This is a genomic window from Sinobaca sp. H24, from assembly GCF_023845525.1.
On sequence record NZ_JALBWT010000002.1, the window covers coordinates 199709 to 220529 of the forward strand.

Annotated in this window: 19 protein-coding genes, 6 pseudogenes and 2 riboswitches; of the genes and pseudogenes, 23 read left to right on the plus strand and 2 right to left on the minus strand. The window is 45.9% G+C overall.

The window, feature by feature from the left end; all coding sequences use genetic code 11:
- The first annotated feature begins 26 nt into the window (after window positions 1–26).
- The 9 genes and pseudogenes from MMY81_RS04200 to MMY81_RS04235 all read left to right on the plus strand — a co-directional run.
- Window positions 27–1328 (plus strand): pyrimidine-nucleoside phosphorylase, encoded by a 1302-nt coding sequence (locus MMY81_RS04200; RefSeq protein ID WP_252311759.1) that lies wholly within the window; start codon window positions 27–29, stop codon window positions 1326–1328.
- Between the two features lie 93 nt (window positions 1329–1421).
- Entirely contained in the window at window positions 1422–2741 is a 1320-nt protein-coding gene (gene lysA, locus MMY81_RS04205; protein ID WP_252311760.1) for a diaminopimelate decarboxylase, read from the plus strand.
- Window positions 2742–2799: 58 nt separating this feature from the next.
- The gene (locus MMY81_RS04210) at window positions 2800–3234 is read left to right on the plus strand and encodes a peptidylprolyl isomerase (RefSeq protein WP_120193303.1); all 435 of its coding nucleotides are present in this window, start codon (window positions 2800–2802) and stop codon (window positions 3232–3234) included.
- Between the two features lie 133 nt (window positions 3235–3367).
- Window positions 3368–3514, plus strand: a riboswitch (FMN riboswitch).
- A 176-nt stretch (window positions 3515–3690) separates the two neighbouring features.
- Window positions 3691–4779: a bifunctional diaminohydroxyphosphoribosylaminopyrimidine deaminase/5-amino-6-(5-phosphoribosylamino)uracil reductase RibD gene (gene ribD, locus MMY81_RS04215; RefSeq protein WP_252311761.1), complete on the plus strand. Its 1089-nt coding sequence runs from the start codon at window positions 3691–3693 to the stop codon at window positions 4777–4779.
- 5 nt (window positions 4780–4784) lie between these two features.
- A complete protein-coding gene (gene ribE, locus MMY81_RS04220) occupies window positions 4785–5393 on the plus strand; it encodes a riboflavin synthase (RefSeq protein ID WP_252311762.1) in 609 nt (202 codons plus the stop codon).
- Window positions 5394–5437: 44 nt separating this feature from the next.
- The gene (locus MMY81_RS04225) at window positions 5438–6631 is read left to right on the plus strand and encodes a bifunctional 3,4-dihydroxy-2-butanone-4-phosphate synthase/GTP cyclohydrolase II (protein WP_252311990.1); all 1194 of its coding nucleotides are present in this window, start codon (window positions 5438–5440) and stop codon (window positions 6629–6631) included.
- A 42-nt stretch (window positions 6632–6673) separates the two neighbouring features.
- Window positions 6674–7135: pseudogene (ribH, locus tag MMY81_RS04230) on the plus strand (6,7-dimethyl-8-ribityllumazine synthase).
- Window positions 7136–7266: 131 nt separating this feature from the next.
- Window positions 7267–7392: a hypothetical protein gene (locus tag MMY81_RS33265; protein ID WP_256497854.1), complete on the plus strand. Its 126-nt coding sequence runs from the start codon at window positions 7267–7269 to the stop codon at window positions 7390–7392.
- Window positions 7393–7407: 15 nt separating this feature from the next.
- Window positions 7408–7629: pseudogene (locus MMY81_RS04235) on the plus strand (GNAT family N-acetyltransferase); the annotation flags it as partial.
- Between the two features lie 49 nt (window positions 7630–7678).
- Here the strand turns inward: MMY81_RS04235 and MMY81_RS04240 are convergent.
- Together MMY81_RS04240 and MMY81_RS04245 are read right to left on the minus strand one after the other, a co-directional pair.
- Window positions 7679–7870 carry a hypothetical protein gene (locus MMY81_RS04240; RefSeq protein ID WP_252311764.1) on the minus strand — a complete coding sequence of 64 codons (192 nt, stop codon included), beginning with the start codon at window positions 7868–7870 and terminating at the stop codon, window positions 7679–7681.
- Between the two features lie 72 nt (window positions 7871–7942).
- Entirely contained in the window at window positions 7943–8227 is a 285-nt protein-coding gene (locus tag MMY81_RS04245) for a DUF309 domain-containing protein (protein WP_252311765.1), read from the minus strand.
- A 196-nt stretch (window positions 8228–8423) separates the two neighbouring features.
- Here MMY81_RS04245 and MMY81_RS04250 point away from each other — a divergent pair, with 196 nt between their 5' ends.
- The 14 genes and pseudogenes from MMY81_RS04250 (at window position 8424) to MMY81_RS04315 (ending at window position 20811) form a co-directional block, all read left to right on the plus strand.
- The gene (locus MMY81_RS04250; RefSeq protein WP_252311766.1) at window positions 8424–8759 is read left to right on the plus strand and encodes a segregation and condensation protein A; all 336 of its coding nucleotides are present in this window, start codon (window positions 8424–8426) and stop codon (window positions 8757–8759) included.
- Window positions 8708–8878, plus strand: coding sequence for a hypothetical protein (locus tag MMY81_RS04255; RefSeq protein ID WP_252311991.1), 171 nt, complete (start codon window positions 8708–8710; stop codon window positions 8876–8878). Before MMY81_RS04250 ends, MMY81_RS04255 begins: the two co-directional genes overlap by 52 nt.
- Before the next feature lie 156 nt (window positions 8879–9034).
- The gene (locus tag MMY81_RS04260) at window positions 9035–9178 is read left to right on the plus strand and encodes a segregation/condensation protein A (protein ID WP_252311767.1); all 144 of its coding nucleotides are present in this window, start codon (window positions 9035–9037) and stop codon (window positions 9176–9178) included.
- Window positions 9168–9305 (plus strand): hypothetical protein, encoded by a 138-nt coding sequence (locus MMY81_RS04265; protein ID WP_252311768.1) that lies wholly within the window; start codon window positions 9168–9170, stop codon window positions 9303–9305. The genes MMY81_RS04260 and MMY81_RS04265 overlap by 11 nt, the downstream gene beginning before the upstream one ends.
- Window positions 9281–9796: an SMC-Scp complex subunit ScpB gene (scpB, locus tag MMY81_RS04270; protein ID WP_252311769.1), complete on the plus strand. Its 516-nt coding sequence runs from the start codon at window positions 9281–9283 to the stop codon at window positions 9794–9796. Before MMY81_RS04265 ends, scpB begins: the two co-directional genes overlap by 25 nt.
- Window positions 9797–9827: 31 nt before the next feature.
- Window positions 9828–10550, plus strand: a pseudogene (locus MMY81_RS04275) (pseudouridine synthase).
- 102 nt (window positions 10551–10652) lie between these two features.
- Window positions 10653–12307 (plus strand): annotated as a pseudogene (gene resB, locus MMY81_RS04280) (cytochrome c biogenesis protein ResB).
- Window positions 12308–12309: 2 nt separating this feature from the next.
- Window positions 12310–13496: pseudogene (ccsB, locus tag MMY81_RS04285) on the plus strand (c-type cytochrome biogenesis protein CcsB).
- Between the two features lie 156 nt (window positions 13497–13652).
- A pseudogene (locus MMY81_RS04290) lies at window positions 13653–14367 on the plus strand (response regulator transcription factor).
- On the plus strand, window positions 14367–16151 hold the full coding sequence (locus MMY81_RS04295) for an ATP-binding protein (protein ID WP_252311770.1): 1785 nt from the start codon (window positions 14367–14369) through the stop codon (window positions 16149–16151). Before MMY81_RS04290 ends, MMY81_RS04295 begins: the two are co-directional and overlap by 1 nt.
- Window positions 16152–16162: 11 nt before the next feature.
- Window positions 16163–16909, plus strand: a complete 747-nt coding sequence (locus tag MMY81_RS04300) for a class I SAM-dependent methyltransferase (RefSeq protein WP_252311771.1) — start codon at window positions 16163–16165, stop codon at window positions 16907–16909.
- Window positions 16910–16965: 56 nt separating this feature from the next.
- Window positions 16966–17150, plus strand: a riboswitch (cobalamin riboswitch).
- A gap of 179 nt (window positions 17151–17329) precedes the next feature.
- On the plus strand, window positions 17330–18322 hold the full coding sequence (locus MMY81_RS04305; protein ID WP_252311772.1) for an ABC transporter substrate-binding protein: 993 nt from the start codon (window positions 17330–17332) through the stop codon (window positions 18320–18322).
- On the plus strand, window positions 18300–19358 hold the full coding sequence (locus MMY81_RS04310; RefSeq protein WP_252311773.1) for a FecCD family ABC transporter permease: 1059 nt from the start codon (window positions 18300–18302) through the stop codon (window positions 19356–19358). The genes MMY81_RS04305 and MMY81_RS04310 overlap by 23 nt, the downstream gene beginning before the upstream one ends.
- Before the next feature lie 4 nt (window positions 19359–19362).
- Complete coding sequence (locus MMY81_RS04315; RefSeq protein ID WP_252311774.1) at window positions 19363–20811, plus strand: heme ABC transporter ATP-binding protein; 1449 nt, start codon at window positions 19363–19365, stop codon at window positions 20809–20811.
- Window positions 20812–20821: the final 10 nt, after the last annotated feature.

Below are 20821 nucleotides of genomic sequence, written 5' to 3' on the forward strand. Positions count from 1 at the left end.
ATCCTAAATGAAGAGAGGCGCATACAATGAGAATGGTAGACATTATTACAGATAAACGGGATGGAAAAGAATTACCGCAGGAAGCAATTGAATGGTTTATTAACGAGTATACAAAGGGCGGAGTTCCTGATTATCAGGCAGCAGCCTTTGCCATGGCCGTTTATTTTAAAGGGATGACGCAGTCTGAAGCAGCAGCGCTGACTTTTGCAATGGCGGCTTCCGGAGACCAGCTTGATCTGTCTGCGGTGGAAGGAGTCAAAGTGGACAAACATTCCACCGGTGGAGTGGGAGACAAAACAACGCTTATTCTAGGTCCCATTGTAGCGGCACTTGGCATACCGGTAGCAAAAATGTCCGGACGCGGTCTCGGTCATACTGGCGGAACGATAGATAAGCTGGAGGCATTTACAGGCTTTCAGACGGAAATCAGCCAGGATGAATTTATTAAGCTCGTAAACCAGAATAAAATTGCCCTTGCCGGGCAGAGCGGGAATTTGACGCCCGCTGATAAGAAGCTGTACTCGCTTCGTGACGTAACAGGCACAGTTAATTCTATTCCATTGATTGCCAGCTCTGTGATGAGTAAAAAAATCGCTGCCGGAGCAGACGCCATTGTTCTCGATGTAAAGACAGGCAGCGGGGCCTTTATGGAAAGCGTGGAAGAGGCAAGAGAGCTTGCCGGCGCGATGGTGGATATTGGGAAATCACTGGATCGGAAAACGATGGCAGTTATATCCGATATGAATCAGCCGCTCGGCCGTTTTGTCGGAAACGCGCTGGAAGTCAAAGAAGCCATTGATACGTTAAACGGAAAAGGACCGAAAGATCTTCACGATCTAAGCGTTACGCTTGCCGCACACATGGTTGTCCTTGCGGATAAAGCAGCCAATTTGGAAGAAGCAGTGAAATTGGTGGAGCAGGTTATTAATAATGGAGAAGCATTGAAAAAAATGAAGCAGTTCATTGAAGCGCAGGGAGGCGACGCCTCGTCAGTGGATGATTCCAGTCTTCTTCTCAACGCTTCTCATCTAATAGAAGTAACATCTGAAAAAAATGGATTTGTCAGCGGAATGAAAGCTTCTGAAATAGGACGTGCTGCTATGACGCTTGGTGCAGGACGGGCAACAAAAGACGATGAAATTGATTATGCGGTAGGAATCGAACTTCAGAAAAAAAATCGGGACCGCGTTCAGGCGGGCGATGTGCTTGCTGTTCTTCACGCCAATCAGACAGATGCTTCGGAAGCATCTGCTATTGTCAGGGAGGCCTATGAATATTCTGATTCCGAAGTTGTGCCGGAGCCTCTTATTCATGACACGATCGTATAAAAGCCCCTGATAACAACTGCGAGAGTTTTTCTTTGTACTCCTGCTAATAGATGCTACAATATAAATCACTGAATGGGAGTAGGGGGAAAAACTATGTATCTACACGGCACCAGCCAAATAAACAGTAAAGGCCACCTGGAAATAGGCGGCGTTGATACAATGGATATAACGAAAGAATACGGAACACCGGTTTTTGTATATGATGTAGAGCTTATCCGGCGCCGGGCAAGAGGCTTTAAAAAAGCATTCGAAACAGAAGGCATGCAGTATCAGGTGGCATATGCGAGCAAGGCGTTCAGCTGTATTGCCATGGTTCAGCTTGCTGACGAACTGGGATTAAGCCTCGATGTTGTTTCAGGTGGAGAAATGCTGACGGCCAAGCGTGCCGGATTTCCAATGGAACGTGTTCACCTTCATGGGAATAATAAATCCCTTGAGGAAATCCAGATGGCTCTTGATCTTGATGTCGGGTGTTTTGTAGTGGATAATTTTCATGAATTGGATATGCTCAAGGAGCAGACTGAGAAAACGAAAAAAACCCCGCATGTGCTGATCCGCACGACCCCTGGAATTGAAGCTCATACGCATGAGTATATTTCCACAGGCCAGGAAGACTCGAAGTTTGGTTTTGATTTAACAAGCGGCCAGGCGGATGAAGCTATTAAGCGTCTGAAAGATCATCCTTATCTGCAGCTGAAAGGGATCCACTGCCATATAGGTTCACAGATTTTTGATACGAATGGTTTTTCCATGGCTATTGAAAAATTATTCAGCCAGATTATCCGCTGGAAAGAAGAATTGGATTTCGAGCCGGAAGTACTCAATGCAGGGGGCGGTTTCGGGATCCGCTATGTAGAGGGTGACGAGCCGCTGCTGCCGGAGGAGTATGTTACCTCTTTAATTCATACGGTGAAAGAACAGTCTGCCATGCACGGACTAAAGCTTCCTGAAATCTGGATTGAACCAGGCCGGGCAATGACCGGTGATGCCGGGACTACGCTTTATAAAATCGGCTCCCAGAAAAACATTCCGGGTGTCCGCAGATATGCTGCAGTTGACGGAGGTATGACCGATAATATCCGCCCTGCACTGTACCATGCTGAATATGAAGGGGTGCTTGCAAACCGCGCCAACGATAAAGCAGAAGATACGTTTGCCATTGCAGGGAAATGCTGTGAGTCCGGCGATATGCTGATCTGGGATCTGCCTCTACCGGAAATTGCCGAAGATGATGTGCTGGCAGTTTTCTGCACGGGTGCCTATGGATATGCCATGGCTAATAACTATAACCGATTTTCCAGACCTCCGGTCGTTTTTGCAGAAAACGGTTCGGTCCAGCTCGTCATAAAAAAAGAATCCTATGAAGATTTATTAAAAAATGATTTGCCTCTTCGCTCAGCAGAGAGGGTATAATAGAACAGCCGGTTTTATTAAACCGGGTTTTACATTTTAAAGAAGGTGGTTGATTGTGATGAAAAAAGGAAGCATTAAGTTTGAAAACGGAGAAGAAATTCAAATTGAATTCTTTGACCAGGATGCACCAGGCACAGTAGAAAACTTTGAAACACTTGCCAATAAAGGCTTTTATAATGGATTGAATTTCCACCGCGTCATTCCTGGATTCGTAGCCCAGGGTGGAGACCCTAGCGGCAACGGCACAGGTGGACCGGGATATACCATTAAATGTGAAACAGAAGGAAATCCTAATAAGCACGGTAAAGGCTATTTATCAATGGCGCATGCCGGCAAAGATACGGGCGGAAGCCAGTTCTTTATTCTTTTTGAACCACAGCCTCACTTAGACGGCGTTCACACGGTCTTTGGTAAAGTAACAGAAGGCCTGGATACGGTAGATAGAATCAAGCAGGGCGACGTTATGCAGGAAGTGAAAGTCTGGAGCGAATAAAGCAAAAAAACCGGCTCCGTGCCGGTTTTTTTACATAACAGAACCGTCAGGCATTTTAGTTGACGATTCTCATTGGATTATCATATGATTAAGTATATACTTTTATAAAATAACATTGGTACCTGCCGTACGGCAGTTCCTTCGGGGTCGGGTGAAAGTCCCAACCGGCGGTGATAAAGAGCATTCTCTTTTTAGTCCGTGACCCGTAATGCTTAGGCAGAGCGGTGGATTCGGTGAAATTCCGAAGCCGACAGTAAAGTCTGGATGGGAGAAGGAAACCATGTTTAAATAGGCTGCGCGATACTTTGTGTTTAACATAGAGAAGCGGCCTTTGATCCCTGTTTACAGGGCTTATTTAAACGTGATTAATTACTCCCCCGAAGGAAACAGTCCTTCGGGGGTTTTTATATGCTCCGAAGCTGATTGGACGGGGCAGTGGGAAAGGCTGTAATAAATATGAACGATGAAACATATATGAATTTCGCACTGGATCTGGCAGTTTCCGCTTCAGGCCAGACCTCCCCCAACCCATTAGTGGGAGCCGTAATAGTAAAAAACAATCAAATTGTCGGCATGGGGGCACACCTAAAAGCGGGAACCCCCCACGCAGAAGTGCATGCCGTGCGCATGGCAGGGGACCAGGCGCAGGGTGCTACGGCCTATGTGACGCTGGAACCGTGCAGCCATTATGGGAGAACGCCTCCCTGCGCCGATCTATTGATCGAAAGCCGGGTTGATAGAGTAGTGGTGGCTTCTGTCGATCCCAATCCCGAAGTGAAAGGAAGAGGGATCGAAAAACTAAAGGCAGCCGGAATAACCGTTGAAGTCGGCGTCCTAAAAGAAAAGGCAGACAAAATAAACAATTTTTTCTTTCACTATATGAAAACAGCGACACCCTACGTGACGCTTAAAGCAGCAGCCACACTGGACGGGAAAACAGCTTCCTACACCGGCAGCAGCAAATGGATTACGGGGGGGAAAGCAAGAGAAGATGTCCATTTAAACCGAATGAAGCACGATGCGATACTAATCGGTGCGGGAACAGCCGCTGCTGACGATCCCTCTCTTAATGTCAGGCTTGATCATGCGTTCAGGCAGCCGGTACGAATTATCCTGGATACTTCCCTGCGAACGAGTCCGACTGCAAAAATGCTGCATGATGAAGGAGCTCCCGTTTGGATAATCTGCGGTAGTGGAGCCGATGAGAAAAGAAAACAGGTTTTGAAAGCCGCCGGAGCCGATATTATAAAGCTGCAGGAGGAAACAATAACGATTCCTGTTCTTCTCGGAAAGCTGGGAGAAAAAAATATACAGTCTTTGTATGTAGAAGGCGGGGCAGCTGTACATGGCAGCTTTTTAGATGCAGCCGCTTTTCAGGAACTGCACTATTATATAGCCCCAAAGCTGATTGGCGGAAAAACGGCATTTCCTGTTTTTGGAGGACGCGGCATAGCTCTTATGGAAGAGGCCGCAGAACTGGTAGTGGAATCAACCGAAACATTAGGAGAAGACATGAAGATAACGGCTTTTCCAAAGAAAGGATGAATGCTGTGTTCACAGGAATTATAGAAGAAAAAGCAACGATTGCCCAGATGAATGACCATGAAACGCATATGGAGCTGAAAATAAAAGCGGAAAAAATTATGCAGGACATGAAAGAAGGAGACAGTATTTCCATTAACGGTGTCTGCCTGACAGTTACAGATTTCGATGAAAACATGTTTCAGGTCGATGTAATGCCTGAAACAATGAAAAGCACCAGTCTTCAGGCTCTTCAAGAGAACAGCCGCGTAAATGTGGAAAGAGCTATGGCAGCCAATAACCGCTTCGGTGGACATTTCGTAAGCGGCCATGTGGATGCAGCCGGAAGAATTGCCTCCATTGAGCCGCTGGCAAACGCAGTGTACATTCACATTGAAGTGCCGGAGCAGCTGATGCCGTATATGATGCTTAAAGGATCCGTAACGCTCGACGGCATAAGTCTTACTTTATTTGGAGTGGACGATGCAGCATCTACTATTACTGTTTCGATTATTCCCCACACGTGGGAAGAAACAAACTTATCTACTAAACAGATAAATGATCCAATCAACGTAGAATGCGATGTGTTAATGAAATACACAGAGCGTCTGCTTGAAACCAAATACAAAAAAGCGTAAAACTCCAATAGAAAGAAGGCAGATGCATCATGGAAAATGAATCCATGTTTCATACAATTGAAGAAGCCATCTATGAATTAATGCAGGGAAAAGCAGTGATCGTAGTCGATGATGAAGACAGGGAAAATGAAGGCGACTTTGTCGCTTTATCCGATAGAATTACACCAGACACCATTAACTTTATGATTACCCACGGACGTGGTCTCGTCTGTACGCCTATAACCGAAAAAAGGGCCGGGGAGCTGGAGCTGGTTCCGATGGTTGACCACAATACCGATCCCCACGGAACAGCGTTCACAGTCAGCGTAGATCACAAAAGTGCGTCTACCGGCATTTCAGCCAAAGAACGGGCGGATACCATCCTTTCTCTTGTTAATAATAAAACCCGGCCGCTCGATCTAAAGCGTCCCGGCCATGTTTTCCCATTGATCGCTAAAGAGGGAGGGGTTCTCCGCAGAGCCGGACATACCGAAGCGGCTGTTGACCTGGCACGTCTTTCCGGTGCTGAGCCGTCGGGCGTTATCTGTGAAATTATTAAAGAGGATGGGGAAATGGCCCGTGTCCCTGAGCTTCTTGAAATCGCTGAAAAACATGAAATCAAGATGATTACGATCAAGGATCTTATTAAATACCGTCATAAAAAAGACAAGCTGATCGTAAGAGAAACAGAAGTGAAGCTGCCAACAGAATTCGGTGAATTTACAGCGTACGGCTACACTTCTGTTATTGATCAAAAAGAAAGTATCGCGCTCGTAAAGGGTAATATCCTGCCGGATGAACCCGTACTTGTACGGGTTCACTCAGAATGTTTAACAGGAGATGTATTTGGTTCCCACCGCTGCGACTGCGGCCCTCAGCTTCATGCAGCCCTGCAGCAGATTGAGCAGGAAGGCAGCGGTATTCTGCTGTACATGCGCCAGGAAGGAAGAGGTATCGGCCTGATCAATAAGCTGAAAGCCTATGAACTTCAGGAGCAGGGATATGATACAGTAGAAGCTAATGAAAAGCTTGGTTTTGCGCCTGATCTCCGCGATTATGGAATTGGCGCCCAGATTCTTAAAGACCTTGGAGTAAAAAAAATGAACCTGCTTACCAATAATCCCAGAAAAATTACCGGGCTCAAGGGTTATGATCTGGAAGTGATCGACCGTGTACCTATTCAGCTTCCACTTAACAAGGATAACGAAAGGTATATGCGGACCAAACAGGGAAAAATGGGGCACATGCTCCACTTCTAAATATATGCAGCATAACATTAGAGAATAAGGGAGTTTTCAGACATGGGACAGAATTTTGAAGGATCTATGACAGGGCAGGACTTAAAATAGCAGTAGTTACCGGACGCTTTAACGATTTTATTACTGGGAGACTGCTTGAAGGAGCAGTCGGTACATTAAAACGCCACGGTGTAACAGAAGAAAATATCGATACCGTCTGGGTACCGGGTGCATTTGAAATTCCTTATGCTTCCAAAAAACTGGCGCAGAAAAAAATATGATGCAATTATTACACTTGGTACCGTCATCCGCGGAGCAACGCCTCACTTTGATTATGTCTGCTCAGAAGCCGCCAAAGGAGTATCACAGGTAGCTATGAATTATGATCTTCCCGTTATATTCGGCGTATTAACAACAAATACGATCGAAGAAGCGGTGGAAAGAGCCGGCACGAAAGCTGGCAATAAAGGCGCAGACGCAGCGCTTGCAGCAATTGAAATGGCTAATCTTGATAAACTTTTTTAAATCATGTACAATATCGATAAATCATGAAACATGGCGGTTCTATCTGCCATGTTTTCGTGCTGTTTGAGGACGTGCTTTCTCCAAGCAGCACATATCTTCTATTTTTCGAAAGTGATGAGGGATATATTTATATGTTCATGAAATTTAAGCCTGCACAACGAAAAATCGCAATGGGCCTGCTGTCATACATGCCGGAAGAAAAGAGTATTAAACTATTGCTTGAAACCGTGCAGAAGTATGAAACAGAAAGCAGCTGAGAGCTTTTTTTATGGAAGGAAAAAGAAGATTTTGTAGGAGTTATTGGTATTGTGAATGAAACGGAGAATACGGTCAGGCTGCAGCATTTATGTATTAACCCATCCTACCGCGGGGAAGGTCTTGGCAGGAAAATGGTAGAAGAAATGCAGCAGCGCCTTCAAAAAAATATGGTTCCTTCCGAGGCGGTAAAAAGCTTTCTTGAATCATGCCGGCCGGAAGAAACCCAGAGTACGTAGAAAAAGCGTCCGCTTCGTAACAGGCGGACGCTTTCTTATGGAAATTTCTTTAGTAAGAGGAATAACGGCTGGCCGCAGCCTGCTTTCGTTTCTTTTGTTCTTCGCGTTCCTGAATTACATCGGATCGGTCCCGGCGTGTATGGCGGTCAATTAATTCCTTATCGGCCATATCGCTTTTATTCTGCCAGACAAGCCGGCGTCGTGCACATTCTTCATAACAGTGCTGAACGAGTTTTTTCATCCGTCAGGGGGATATTTAAATCCGAATAAGGATCGTCGGATAAGAGCTGATCGAGCTGTAAATAGATGCGGTTTAACAATTCATCTGTATCGATAGAAAGCTGCTGCAGGGAATACGAATGCTCGGCAATAATTCCGAAGAACGAAGGAGCACTTTCTCTGCGCCTGCATAATTGCCGCGGCGCTGATGATATAACCCGACGGCAAGCTGAATGAGTCCTACCCAGTGTTTGTCGCGTCTGCCGGCTTCTTTTTCCTTCCAGTGTTCTTCTAACAATTCATGGCATTCAAAGTAATCACGATGCCCGTGAAACTGAATAAGGAATTGAATATAGCTGTCAGAGTAAATAGGAGGCATAGCATGCACTCGCTTTCGTTGAATATTTTCTTTGACAATGTTCTAAAGGCCGTTGGAGTACATATTCTAAACTTTACCACATGTGCTTTTCATTAATCTACTCCGAGACGTTAAACGTCATAAATTCGCCTATCGTTAAGCAGCAGATGGATATGATATAATTCAAGTGTGTGAAAGGGAACAGAGGGGTAGAAAAATGGAGAAATACAGCGTAAAAATTGATACATTCGAGGGACCACTCGATCTGCTGCTGCATTTAATCCAACAATCAGAAGTAGATATTTATCATATTTCTGTTTCAACGATTACAGCCCAATATTTGGACTATGTGCGGACGATGCAGGAGCTTCAGCTTGATGTAGCAAGTGAATATTTAGTGATGGCAGCATCTCTTCTGGAGATCAAGAGCAGCATGCTTCTTCCTGCACCGATTTTGAGGAAGAAGAAGAGGACTACGAGTACGACCCCAGGGAAGAACTCATTTATCGTTTATCCGAATACAAAAAGTATAAAGCCGCTGCAGACTATCTGAAAAAGCAGGAAGCCGAAGCGGGTACTTATTATACAAACCATTTTCGAGATCATGGCAGGAACTTAAAGATAAAAAAGAAGATACGGCGCTGCCGGATAACGTATCCATATACGATATGATTGACGCCCTGCAGAGGCTGAAGACCCGCGCTGCGTTTAACAAACCTTCCTCTGCAGTCATCAAACAGGAAACGTATTCCGTTGAAGAGATGATCGGTTCTATTGAAAACATGTTAGCCTCTCCGGCACGGCAGCTGCTTATTCGCAGACTTTTTTATGGAGGCGGATAAGCCGAAAGTGGTGGTTACATTTCTGGCGATGCTGGAAATGATGAAGCAGCAAAAAATCATCTGTACACAGGATGGGAATTTCTCTGATATTGAAGTACATACCGCTGGAGGAACAACGTATGGTAAATAAGGAAAAACAAAAAGCAGTATTGGAATCGCTTCTATATGTAAGCGGAGAAGAAGGAGTGGAAATCGAAGATGCTGCGGGTCTGCTGCAGATCAGCATGGAGGAATGTTCTTTTCGCTGGAAGAAATGAAGCAGCAGATGCAGGAAAAGGAAGGCGGTTTGTGTTTGAAACAGACCAGTACCTCCTACCAGATGGCAGCAAAAGATGAGTACGCTTCGTATATAGAGCAGTACGTCATCACTCCTGATCGACCGAAGCTCTCTCAGGCTGCCCTGGAGACACTTGCGATCATAGCTTATAATGAGCCGATTACTAAAACAGAAATTGATGACATACGAAGTGTGAGTTCGGGCAGTTCCATTCAGACTCTGGTTGCCAAAGCCCTGATAGCAGAAGCAGGCCGGGCCGATAAAATTGGACGGCCTATTCTATACCGCACGTCCAAACGCTTTTTGGATATTTTGAGCTCACATCGCTGCAGGAACTTCCGGATATCCAGCAGTTCAGTGAAGAAAAAACAGAGGATCCGGATCAGTTTTTCAGCCGGATTGATGCATGGGACGAAAACGACAGATAGACACCGTGCTGAACGGAAAAAAGGTTGTGGTTCCACAGCATGATGCGTATGATATAGAAGATGAGGTGAAGCAGATGGAAAGATTGCAGAAAGTAATAGCAGGAGCAGGAATTACGTCCAGACGAAAAGCAGAAAAGCTGATCGAAGAAGGACGCGTTACTGTAAATGGTGATGTAGTAACAGAATTAGGAACAAAAGTAACAGTCGGTAATGACGTAGTGGAAGTAGATGGAGTGCCTTTGGATAAAGAGCAGCCGGTCTATTTTCTTCTATATAAGCCTAATCAATCATTTCAGCTGTAAGTGATGATAAAGGCCGTAAGGTGGTAAATGACTTTCTGCCGGATATCGAACAGCGTATTTTTCCAGTAGGCAGGCTGGATTATGAAACGTCCGGGCTTCTTCTTTAACAAATGATGGTGATTTTGCTCATTTGATGATGCATCCGCGCAATAAAATTGTAAAAACGTACATTGCAAAAGTAGAAGGAAGACCTTCGAAAGAAAACCTGAAAAAGCTGGAGCGGGGCATTTATCTCGAAGACGGTAAAACGGCGCCTGCAAAAGTAAACGTCAAAAGCTCTAATAAGTCGGGAAATTCTTCTATTATCGAGATCTCCATTCATGAAGGAAAAAACCAGCAGGTCAGGCGGATGTTTGAACATATCGGACACAAGGTGATTAAGCTGAAGCGGGAAGTTATGCGTTTCTAACCCTGCAGGGGCTGGAGCCCGGCGATTCAAGAGAATTAAAGCCGATTGAAGTGAAGAAACTGCGCGATCTGGCAGAGCAGGAATAAAATAAGGCTTTCTGTTCCGGTATATACTTCGGACAGAAAGCCTGCTTCATCAAATAAATAGAGAAACAGATGCCCGGCAGGGTAAGCTAATGGGGTGTTTCTATGGCTAAAGTGATTTGTGAATGCGGTTACTCAAATCCGGAAGGGACCAATCTTTGTGAGGCATGCGGGAAACCGCTGAATGAAAAGCGAAGCAGCAGACGCTCGTAGATATGAGATATGAAGGGGTGGCAAGGCGATCCCAGACATATAAATCTATTGTCGATAAAGTCTGGAACTTTTTTTCTTCGGTAAAAGTAGGTATATGGATCATTATCCTAACGCTTCTGCATCGTCTCTTGGCACCATTTTTCCACAGGAAATGTATATTCCAAATAACGTATCAGCAGCGGAGCACTACCAGGAAGAGTACGGCGTGCTCGGCCAGATCTTTACACGCTTGGATTACATAATATGTACAGTTCCTGGTGGTATATGGCGCTGATTGCTTCTTTGGGAATTTCGTTGATTATTGCAAGCCTTGACCGGGTAGTGCCGCTGTACCGGGTATTAAAGCATCAAAAAAGTATCCAGAAACGAAGGGTTTTCTCCGCAGACAGCGGATGTTTGGGGAAATGACTGTGCGGCAGGAGAAAATCAGCTGGAAGCGGCAAAACATATATTGAAAAAAAGAAAATTTAAAATCCGCGAAGAAGGAGATAAACCTGGTTGCCGAAAAGGGGCGCTTCTCGAGATGGGGCCCTTATGTAAACCATGTAGGCCTGATTATCTTTTTGACAGGAGCGATGCTGCGCTTTTTTCCGGGCATGTATGTAGATGAAGTAGTCTGGGTGCGTGAAGGAGAAACCGAAGTTGTTCCTGGAACGGACGGAGAGTATTTTGTTGAAAACGAACAGTTCTTCCTGGAGATGTATGATGAAGACGACGAGACGTTTGCTACTGCTCTTGAAAGAGCCGGGGGAAACATCGTCGAGACGTTCCAGACGGATGCAATTGTATATGAGCGGGAAGAAGGCGGAACCATCGGAGAAGAACCCGATCTGCAGGAACTGAAGCGGGATGAAATCCGTGTAAATGAACCACTTACTTTTGATGGCTTCAGCCTTTACCAGGTGGACTATAAGCTGAATGAATTAAACGTGATGAGTCTGGAATGGTAAACCGGGAAACCGGAGAAAGCGTAGGCGAGCTGCAGATCGATTTGTTTAATCCGGAAAGCGAATATGATTTAGGAGACGGCTACCGCGTAGTGATTGACTCTTATTTTTCCCAACTTTGAATTCAACGAAGAGGGAGAACCTTCTACTATATCAAGTATTCCCGATAATCCTGCATTTATTTTCAAATGTTCTCACCAGAGCATGAGGAAGAAGGGGAATACAGCTTTGTAGGTATTCAGAGAAACGAGGATGTTTTTTGGGGAAAATGACTATGAGATGAGCTTTCAAAACGTGGAAACGAAAAATGTAACCGGTCTGACGGTTCGTAAAGACAATACGCTTCCGTTTATTGCAGCGGGCGGCATTATTTTTATGATCGGCCTTATTCAGGGCTCCTACTGGTCCCACCGAAGAGTGTGGCTGAAAAAAGAAAACGGAAAACTTCTTTATGCGGGACACGCAAACAAACACTGGCAGACGTTAAAACGCGATTTTGACGCTCTTTATGAAGAAGCCGGCATTTCTCCTCCTGTAGACCAGGTAGCGGAGAAGGAACAAGCGGAAGAAAAGAAAAAACAACAAGAAGGAGGAAGCTAACGATGGAGCAGCTCAGCGGAAATCTATTATTGACGGCTTTTTTCCTTTATTTACTAGCCACTATTCTTTTTGCGGTTTCTGTAACCGGCAGAAAGTGGCGCGATAAATCCGGGGATATGACAGGAAATAAATGGGGAACGCTAGGATTTTTGGCAGCTTTGGGAGGCTTTCTGTTTGCGGCCGGCTATTTTGTTACGCGCTGGATGGCTTCCGGCCATGCACCGGTCAGCAATATGTTTGAATATACAACCTTTCTTGGCATAGCGATTGGATTTGCCTTTCTGATTTTGTACTCCATTTATAAATCCAATGTCCTTGGCATGTTTGCTATGCCTATCATTATGCTGATTATAGCTTATGCTTCTATTTTTCCAACGGAAGTAGAGCCGTTAATACCTGCTCTGCAGAGCTACTGGCTGCAGATTCATGTAACGACAACAGCTCTTGGACAGGGATACTCGCAATCGGCTTTGTGGCCGGCCTGATTTATTTAATCCGGACGGTCGACTTTTCCAAAGGCGGAAAAAAAGTGTTCTGGCTGGAATTTATTATGTTCAGCATGCTTACGGTCGCAGCTTTTGTAATTATCCGATACGCCTTTAATATATTCGGCTATCAGACGGTCTTTCAATATAAGGATGAAAACGGAGCGCAGGCTGAAATGATCTATGAACTGCCTCCTATCCTCGGGCCAAACAACGGCCAGCTTATTCAACAGGGAAGCTGGGAACCTCTGTTTCTCCTGCCTGAATGGATACGAAGCGATGATGCGAATACGCTGGTCTGGACATTTGCTGCAGCCATAGTGCTATATGCGGTTATCCGCCTGCTGCTGCGCAAACCGCTGAGTCAATTTCTACAGCCGCTTATTCGAGGAGTAAGCCCGGACAAAGTGGATGAGCTAAGCTATAGAGCAATTGCGATAGGTTTTCCTGTATTTACGCTTGGCGGACTTATTTTTGCCATGATCTGGGCGCAGATTGCCTGGACCCGTTTTTGGGGATGGGACCCTAAAGAAGTATGGGCATTAATTACTTTTTTATTTTATGCCGCCTATCTTCACCTCCGCTTAACCCGCGGATGGCACGGAGAGCGCTCGGCATGGCTGTGCGTTATCGGCTTCGCTATTATTATGTTCAATCTCGTTTTTGTTAATTTAGTTATTGCAGGTCTGCATTCGTATGCGTGATCTGCAAATAAAAGACTGAACCTTCACGGGGAAGTCTTTTTTTTCAATAAAAGGAGATAAAGGCCGCAATAAGTGGCGGGAGATGAGAGAATAGAGCAAATCATGCTAAAATAGGCAGGAGAGAATCAGCAAAAGGCAATGAGGAGGCAGCTGAATATGACACAGGATACCAGAGTACTTGTAGTAGATGATGAAGACCGCATCCGCCGTCTTCTGAAAATGTATTTAGAAAAAGAGGACTTTATCGTAGTGGAGGCTGAAAATGGGGAAGAGGCACTGGAAACAGCGTTAAACGAAGAATTTGACGTTATTCTTCTGGATCTGATGCTTCCCGGCATGGATGGAGAGGAAGTCTGTCAGGAGCTCCGGAAAACGAAAGCGACGCCTGTTATCATGCTTACCGCGAAAGGAGAAGAAGCCAATCGTGTACAGGGCTTTGAAATCGGCGCAGATGACTATATTGTAAAACCGTTCAGTCCAAGGGAGGTTATTCTCCGGATTAAGGCACTTCTGCGCAGATCCTCAGCTACTAAATTTCTACAGACGGAAACAGAAGCGAAAAACGTACTGGTGTTTCCTCATTTAACCATCGATAATGATGCACACCGGTAACGGTAAATGAAAAGCCGTAGGACTGACACCAAAAGAATATGAACTGCTGTTATATCTTGCCCAGTCGCCGGACAAAGTCTTTTCCCGTGAGCAGCTATTAAAAGATGTGTGGAACTATGACTTTTTCGGCGACCTTAGAACAGTAGACACACACGTAAAACGCCTGCGTGAAAAATTAAGCCGGATTTCAGAAGAAGCGGCGAATATGATCTCGACAGTATGGGGGGTCGGCTATAAATTTGAGGCAGCGAAAGACTAATGATTTGGCGGAGCGTAGTTGGAAAGCTGTGGCTGACTATTCTTTTATTAGTGCTTGTAGTTCTTCTTATCCTGACGTTTCTGCTGCTTCAGTTTTTTGAGCAGTATCATATTTCCGAAGCAGAAGAACAGCTCACTAATCACGCGAATGTGATGGTGAGCATTCTTGAAGAACAGGAAGAGGAAACTACAAGGCCTTTGATCGAACGAATGGCTGCCTCATATAATACGCAGGTGCTCGTTATTACAGAAGACGAACCATGGTATCCGGCCATTGATCATGCCAATAACATATTTCTGCCGGTGGAACGCTTTTATGAAGATAACCGTTTATCCGGTGTCATTAATGAGCGTGAAGATGTAACGATGCATGGGGATTTTTCGGGAAGCGGCGAAGAAAATGATGAAATTTTCGTTGTTGGTGTGCCCTTTGTCTCCACTGATGGAGAAGAAAGTTCCTTATTTTTATACCAGTCGCTTAATGTAATTGAAGATACGACCGGAGAAACCCAGCAGATAATTCTGTTATCCGCCGGTATTGCAATCATTCTTACGACTGTGTTTACTTTCTTTCTATCTACCAGAATTACCGCACCGCTTCGGAAAATGAGACAGCTGGCGCTTGATGTCGTCAAAGGTGATTTCGAAACAAAAGTGCCGGTCATATCCAATGATGAAATCGGTCAGCTGGGAAATGCATTTAACCGGATGCGGCGGAAATTAAACCAAAACATTACAGAGCTGAATCAGGAAAAAGAACAGCTCAGCCGGATACTTCTCAGCATGGCAGACGGCGTGATCACGATAGACCGGAAAGGGGCGGTCGTATTGACCAATCCACCTGCAGACCGGTTTCTGCTGGCTCTGGAATACCAGAATGAACAGGAAGGCCGGACAACGCCGCTTCCAAAAGAAATGAAAAAAATCTTCCAGCAGGTAGTCGGCATGGAACAGGAGCAGCTGGCAGAGGTGGACGTGCAGGGAAGAAGCTATGCTGTTCTGATGACGCCGTTATACGATGAAACGTTTGTCAGAGGAGCGGTGGCGGTTATCCGTGACATGACAGAGGAACGGCAGCACGACAAGCTTAGGAAAGACTTTATCGCAAATGTCTCCCATGAACTCCGGACACCTATATCCATGCTTCAGGGGTACAGCGAAGCTATTGTAGACGGCATTGCTTCGACCGAAGAAGAGAAAAAAGAAATAGGTCAGATTATATACGAAGAGTCACTTCGTATGGGGCGCCTCGTAAATGAGCTGCTTGATCTCGCCCGCATGGAGGCAGGTTATCTTCATCTGGAAAAAGAGTGGATGGATGTTAAAACCTTAACGGATAAAATGGAAAAGAAATTTCAGGGGCTCTCTTCGGAAGCAGGGCTGACGCTGCAGTCTTCCGTAAAAGGAGACGAAGCTTTTATTTTTGCTGACGCTGACCGGATAGAGCAGGTGTTAACAAACCTGGTGCACAATGCGATCCGCCATACGGAAGCAGGAGGCAGTGTACTGCTGGAAATGACAAATAGTCCGGACGGTTTAACTGCAGCTGTCATTGATAACGGTACTGGAATACCGGAGGAAGATCTGCCATTTATTTTCGAACGTTTTTATAAAGCAGATAAAGCGCGGACCCGCAGCAAGGGCGGCACCGGACTTGGCCTGGCCATCGCCAAAAATATCGTGGAAGCCCATGGCGGTTATATAGCAGCCCAGAGCAGAATGAATGAGGGAACCACGTTTCGTTTTTATATCCCTTCTGATTATGAAAAAAATGAAGAACAATAGGAGGGAAAGAAATGAAAGCCTGGTTTGAGGAACACTTTCAGGAAGATTATCTAAAAGTCTACGACCACCGGGATGAAGCGAAAGCGGCCGGAGAACTGCAGTCGCTTATGTCCTATATGCCGATGAGAAAAGGAATGAAAGCAGTTGATTTGTGCTGTGGAAACGGCAGGCACGCCAGATGGCTGGGCAGAAAAGGCATTGATGTAACAGGAATTGACCTATCCCCGGCGCTTTTGAAAAAAGCCATCGATCTCACAAATGACCTTCCGGTACAGTACAGACGCGCAGATATTCGTACGGTGGAGCTCAAACAGGAATTTGAAGCAGCGTTTAACGTATTTACAAGCTTTGGCTATTTTCTCGAAGATGAAGAAAATGAGCTGGTCTTTCAAAAGGCAGCCGATGCGTTAATACCGGGCGGGTGGTTTTTGTTTGATTATTTAAATCCCGCTTATGTCCGTAAAAACCTTGTCCCCTTTGATGAATCGGAACGGGACGGCATGACGGTCCTTCAGGAACGGCGTGCCGGGCAGGACTATGTGGAGAAAAAAATTACGATCAAGGAAAACGGAACGGAAAGAAGATATGTAGAACGGGTCAAACTCTATGAACAGCATCAGCTCAGGCAGATGCTGCAAAGATATGATCTCGAACCGGTGTATTTCTTTGGGGATTACAGCGCTGCGGAATATGATAACAGCAGGTCACCGCGGCAGATTTTTATCTGCCGGAAAAAAGGGGAGGAATCCTCCCAATAATTGCTGTGTATCGCGGGCTGATGATGTATACTATAGAGGATTGTCCTTATAAATGAATAGAATATCATGTATATGGTCGGAAAGAGTGCTCTTTCCGTTAAAAGGGAAACCGGTGAGATGCCGGTACGGTCCCGCCACTGTAAGTGCAGCTTTCAAAGAAGCAGTCCACTGTTCTGTATGAACGGGAAGGATCTTTGAATTGGGCATAAGTCAGGATACCTGCCATATATGTAATCGGTGCTGCACTCTCGGGGATAAGAGGATGCCGGATATAATATGGTTCAGCTGCTTAAAGCTGGAACGCTTATCCGCTCTTCCCATTTCAGGGAAGAGCTTTTCTTATTATCTTACATAGAGCTTAACGACAGGCTCCTGATTTTTCTGGATTTTTAGGACATACTACACAAGGGGGAAACCAATATGAAAAAAGCACTTTTACTAACAATGACCGCTGGAATGGCAGCTGCACTTGCTGCCTGCGGCGGAGAAACGGAAGAAGAACAAGGCCAGGAGAGTTCAGAGCAGGAAAGTTCAGAGCAGGAAAGTTCAGAACAGGCAGAAGGTTATCCCGTAACGATCACAGACGGAATGGGAGAAGAAATAACGATTGAAGAAGAGCCGGAGAATATTGTCAGCCTGCTGCCAAGTAATACAGAAATTGCTTTTGCGCTGGGACTCGGAGATCAGATAGTAGGAGTAACAGATTTTGATACGTACCCGGAAGAAGCTCAGGAAAAACAAAGTGTAGGCGGTCTCGATTTTGACGTCGAAACAGTTCTTTCTCTTGAACCCGATCTTATTTTAACTGATTCATCTGCTGTCCAGAATTCAGAAGAAGGATTAAACCAGCTTGAAGAAGCGGGAGCAGAAATTCTTGTAGTAAACGATGCTACTTCATTTGAAGAGACGTATAATACAATCAATATGATCGGCCAGGCTACAGGGACAGAGGAAGAAGCCTCTTCTATAGTAGAAACAATGGAAGAAGACGTCGCTTCTATCGAAGAGACAGCTTCTGCCATTTCCGAGGAAGACCGTAAAACCGTCTGGGTGGAAGTAGACGCGCCGCCGAATATCTTTACTACCGGACAGAATACATTTATGGATGAAATGCTTGATATTATTCAGGCTGATAACGCAGCTGCTGAAGAAGAAGGCTGGGTCCCTTACACAGAAGAGGATGTTGTTGCACTGAACCCGGATGTTATCGTTACCACGTACGGCTTCAGGGTGGAGAATTCCACAGAAAATATTTTAAATCGCGACGGGTGGTCGGATGTTCCTGCTGTTGAAAGTGAAGAAGTACATGATTTAGACAGCGATCTTGTAAGCCGTCCGGGACCAAGGTTGACAGACGGTCTGCAGCAGATGGCAGAAGTGGTGTATCCGGATGTCTTTACTGAAGAACAGTAAGCCGGCAGCCTATATTGCAGCCTTTGTATTTCTAGTCGCAAGTATTGTAGTCGGGGTTTCGGTAGGAAGTGTTCAGGTACCATTTTTCGTAAGTGCAGAAATTATAGGGCGGACAGCTCTCGGACTTGATTTTCCATCTCACCTTGATACTACATTCGTAAATATTATTAAAGAAATAAGGCTGCCTAGGGTTTTGTTAGCGGTTCTTGTAGGGGCAGGGCTTGCAATTGCAGGCGCTGCCTTTCAAGGATTATTGAAAAATCCGCTTGCCGACCCCTACACGCTCGGCGTTTCGTCAGGTTCTTCCCTGGGAGCGGTTACCGTGTTGTTTTTAGGACTTTCCATACCGGGACTTGGCCGTTTTACTCTTCCGGCAGTGAGCGTTCTGTTTGGCATGATCACACTTCTGCTGCTGCTCGGTTTTGTAAAAGCAATTGAACGAAGCCTTTCCACGGAGACGATTATTCTAGCCGGTATTATCTTCAGCTCGTTCTTAGGCTCGTTAATATCGTTAATGATTGCCCTGACAGGCGATGAACTTCGTCAGATTATCAGCTGGATCATGGGCAGCGTGGCGATGAGAGGATGGGAATATGTAGGGCTGATTCTGCCGTTTTTTATCGTGGGCTGTCTTATCTTATTGTGGAATGCCAAAGAGCTGAACGCTCTCGTTTTTGGAGAAGAAACGGCGAAAACGCTCGGAGTGAATACAAAAGTCCGGCGGTTGGCAATATTAGCCGCGGCTTCGATTATTACCGGCTCTGCCGTAGCGGTATCCGGAACCATCGGATTTGTCGGACTTGTTATACCCCATCTGACCCGTCTCATCTGGGGACCGGATCACCGCCACCTGCTGCCGCTCTCTATGCTGATCGGCGGTGGATTTCTGGCACTTACGGATCTGCTGGCCCGTACGATTATCGCGCCGACAGAACTGCCGATAGGAGTCATAACGGCGGTAGCCGGTGCGCCGGTATTCGGGCTTCTGCTTTTCCAGCAGAGACGTCTGACAAGACAAATTGGAAAAAGGAGGTAGACAGATGCTGCTTAACGTTCATCAGCTTACGGCAGGATATGGTGGAGAAGCTGTCATTAAAAATATTTCCCTGGCTGTAAAAGAACATGAAATTTTCGGCATTATTGGTCCGAACGGCAGCGGAAAGTCAACTCTTCTTAAATGTATGTACCGTGGACTCCCGACTGAATCCGGAGCTATTGAAGTAGAGGGCCGGCCCGTTTCGGCCTTCTCCAATAAAGAACTTGCCAAAAGAATTGCCGTTCTGCCCCAGCATACGGAAACAACGTTTTCCTATACAGCAAGGCAGGTTGTAGAACTGGGGCGCTACCCGCACCAGGGCGGCTGGTTTAACAATGCTAAAGCGGAAGATAAAAGAATTGTCGATGAGGCAATGCAGGAAACAAAGGTAGAGGCATTTGCAGATCTGCCTATGGAAACTCTGAGCGGAGGAGAAAAACAACGGGTGCTGTTGGCCAGGGCCCTTGCCCAGGAGCCGCAGATTCTGCTTTTGGATGAGCCGACCAATCATCTGGATATTTCCCATCAAATGAATTTGCTTAATACCCTCCGTGAGTGGACCAGTTCCAAAAAAATAACGGTAGTGGCCATTCTGCACGATTTGAATATGGCTGCTATGTTCTGTGACCGGCTCATGCTGCTTCACGAAGGACGGGACACGGGTACCGGCAAGCCGGGAGCTGTACTGAAAAAGGATAAAATCGAACAGGTTTATTCGGCATCCGTACATCGGAAGTCTCATCCGGCTGTTCCCAGTCCCCTGATTACATTAACTCCAAAGCCCGGTCCGGGCATCGATGAAGCAGCAATCGACAGGATGGGGGTAGAGCGGAGCGCAGACCTTGTAAAAATAACGTCCGGCGATTATTGGAAAACATTTTCTTCCTCTATTATTGGAGAAGGATTCGGCTGGCACAAAGTATTTGTAAACCGCCACGTAGCCCTTGATTACAATATAGATGATGCCAGGCAGGAATATATTGATTATATGAAACACAAAAAGATTGACCCGGACGAAGCAGTGGGAATGATGACAGCGGCCAGACTGGAAAATGGCAGGGATACAAGAAGAACGATAGAAGGAGCCGATGTCTGGGTCATGGCAACGGCCGGCGTTTCCAATGCTCTCGATGCTTCCCGGGCATACGAACAGCATGTGCCTATGGAAATAGGAACAATCAACATTTGGATATTTATAGATGGCCGGCTTCCGGAGGCGGCATTTGCCCAGGTCATGATGACAGCGACTGAAGCAAAAACGAGAGCGCTTCTGGACCGGGATATTAAGGATGCGGTGTCAGGAACAATGGCAACGGGAACGTCGACAGACAGCCTGATGGTGGCGGCTACGCAGAAAGGTATGCATCATCCTTACGGCGGCACGGCTACTGTCCTGGGCAGACACGTGGCTAAAGCAGTTTATGACAGTGTGTATAATGCGCTGGAAAAATAGAAACCTTTAG

What these genes read in the sequence shown, in the direction of transcription:
- MMY81_RS04210 (WP_120193303.1), top strand. Translation starts at nt 2,800, where the DNA reads ATGAAAAAAGGAAGCATTAAGTTTGAAAACGGAGAAGAAATTCAAATT.
- MMY81_RS04295 (WP_252311770.1), top strand. Translation starts at nt 14,367, where the DNA reads ATGATTTGGCGGAGCGTAGTTGGAAAGCTGTGGCTGACTATTCTTTTA.
- scpB (WP_252311769.1), top strand. Translation starts at nt 9,281, where the DNA reads ATGTTCTTTTCGCTGGAAGAAATGAAGCAGCAGATGCAGGAAAAGGAA.
- MMY81_RS04250 (WP_252311766.1), top strand. Translation starts at nt 8,424, where the DNA reads ATGGAGAAATACAGCGTAAAAATTGATACATTCGAGGGACCACTCGAT.
- lysA (WP_252311760.1), top strand. Translation starts at nt 1,422, where the DNA reads ATGTATCTACACGGCACCAGCCAAATAAACAGTAAAGGCCACCTGGAA.
- MMY81_RS04200 (WP_252311759.1), top strand. Translation starts at nt 27, where the DNA reads ATGAGAATGGTAGACATTATTACAGATAAACGGGATGGAAAAGAATTA.
- MMY81_RS04260 (WP_252311767.1), top strand. Translation starts at nt 9,035, where the DNA reads ATGGAGGCGGATAAGCCGAAAGTGGTGGTTACATTTCTGGCGATGCTG.
- MMY81_RS04305 (WP_252311772.1), top strand. Translation starts at nt 17,330, where the DNA reads ATGAAAAAAGCACTTTTACTAACAATGACCGCTGGAATGGCAGCTGCA.
- MMY81_RS04240 (WP_252311764.1), bottom strand. Translation starts at nt 7,870, where the DNA reads ATGAAAAAACTCGTTCAGCACTGTTATGAAGAATGTGCACGACGCCGG.
- MMY81_RS33265 (WP_256497854.1), top strand. Translation starts at nt 7,267, where the DNA reads ATGTTCATGAAATTTAAGCCTGCACAACGAAAAATCGCAATGGGCCTG.
- MMY81_RS04300 (WP_252311771.1), top strand. Translation starts at nt 16,163, where the DNA reads ATGAAAGCCTGGTTTGAGGAACACTTTCAGGAAGATTATCTAAAAGTC.
- MMY81_RS04265 (WP_252311768.1), top strand. Translation starts at nt 9,168, where the DNA reads ATGGTAAATAAGGAAAAACAAAAAGCAGTATTGGAATCGCTTCTATAT.
- MMY81_RS04315 (WP_252311774.1), top strand. Translation starts at nt 19,363, where the DNA reads ATGCTGCTTAACGTTCATCAGCTTACGGCAGGATATGGTGGAGAAGCT.
- MMY81_RS04310 (WP_252311773.1), top strand. Translation starts at nt 18,300, where the DNA reads ATGTCTTTACTGAAGAACAGTAAGCCGGCAGCCTATATTGCAGCCTTT.
- ribD (WP_252311761.1), top strand. Translation starts at nt 3,691, where the DNA reads ATGAACGATGAAACATATATGAATTTCGCACTGGATCTGGCAGTTTCC.
- MMY81_RS04225 (WP_252311990.1), top strand. Translation starts at nt 5,438, where the DNA reads ATGTTTCATACAATTGAAGAAGCCATCTATGAATTAATGCAGGGAAAA.
- MMY81_RS04245 (WP_252311765.1), bottom strand. Translation starts at nt 8,227, where the DNA reads ATGCCTCCTATTTACTCTGACAGCTATATTCAATTCCTTATTCAGTTT.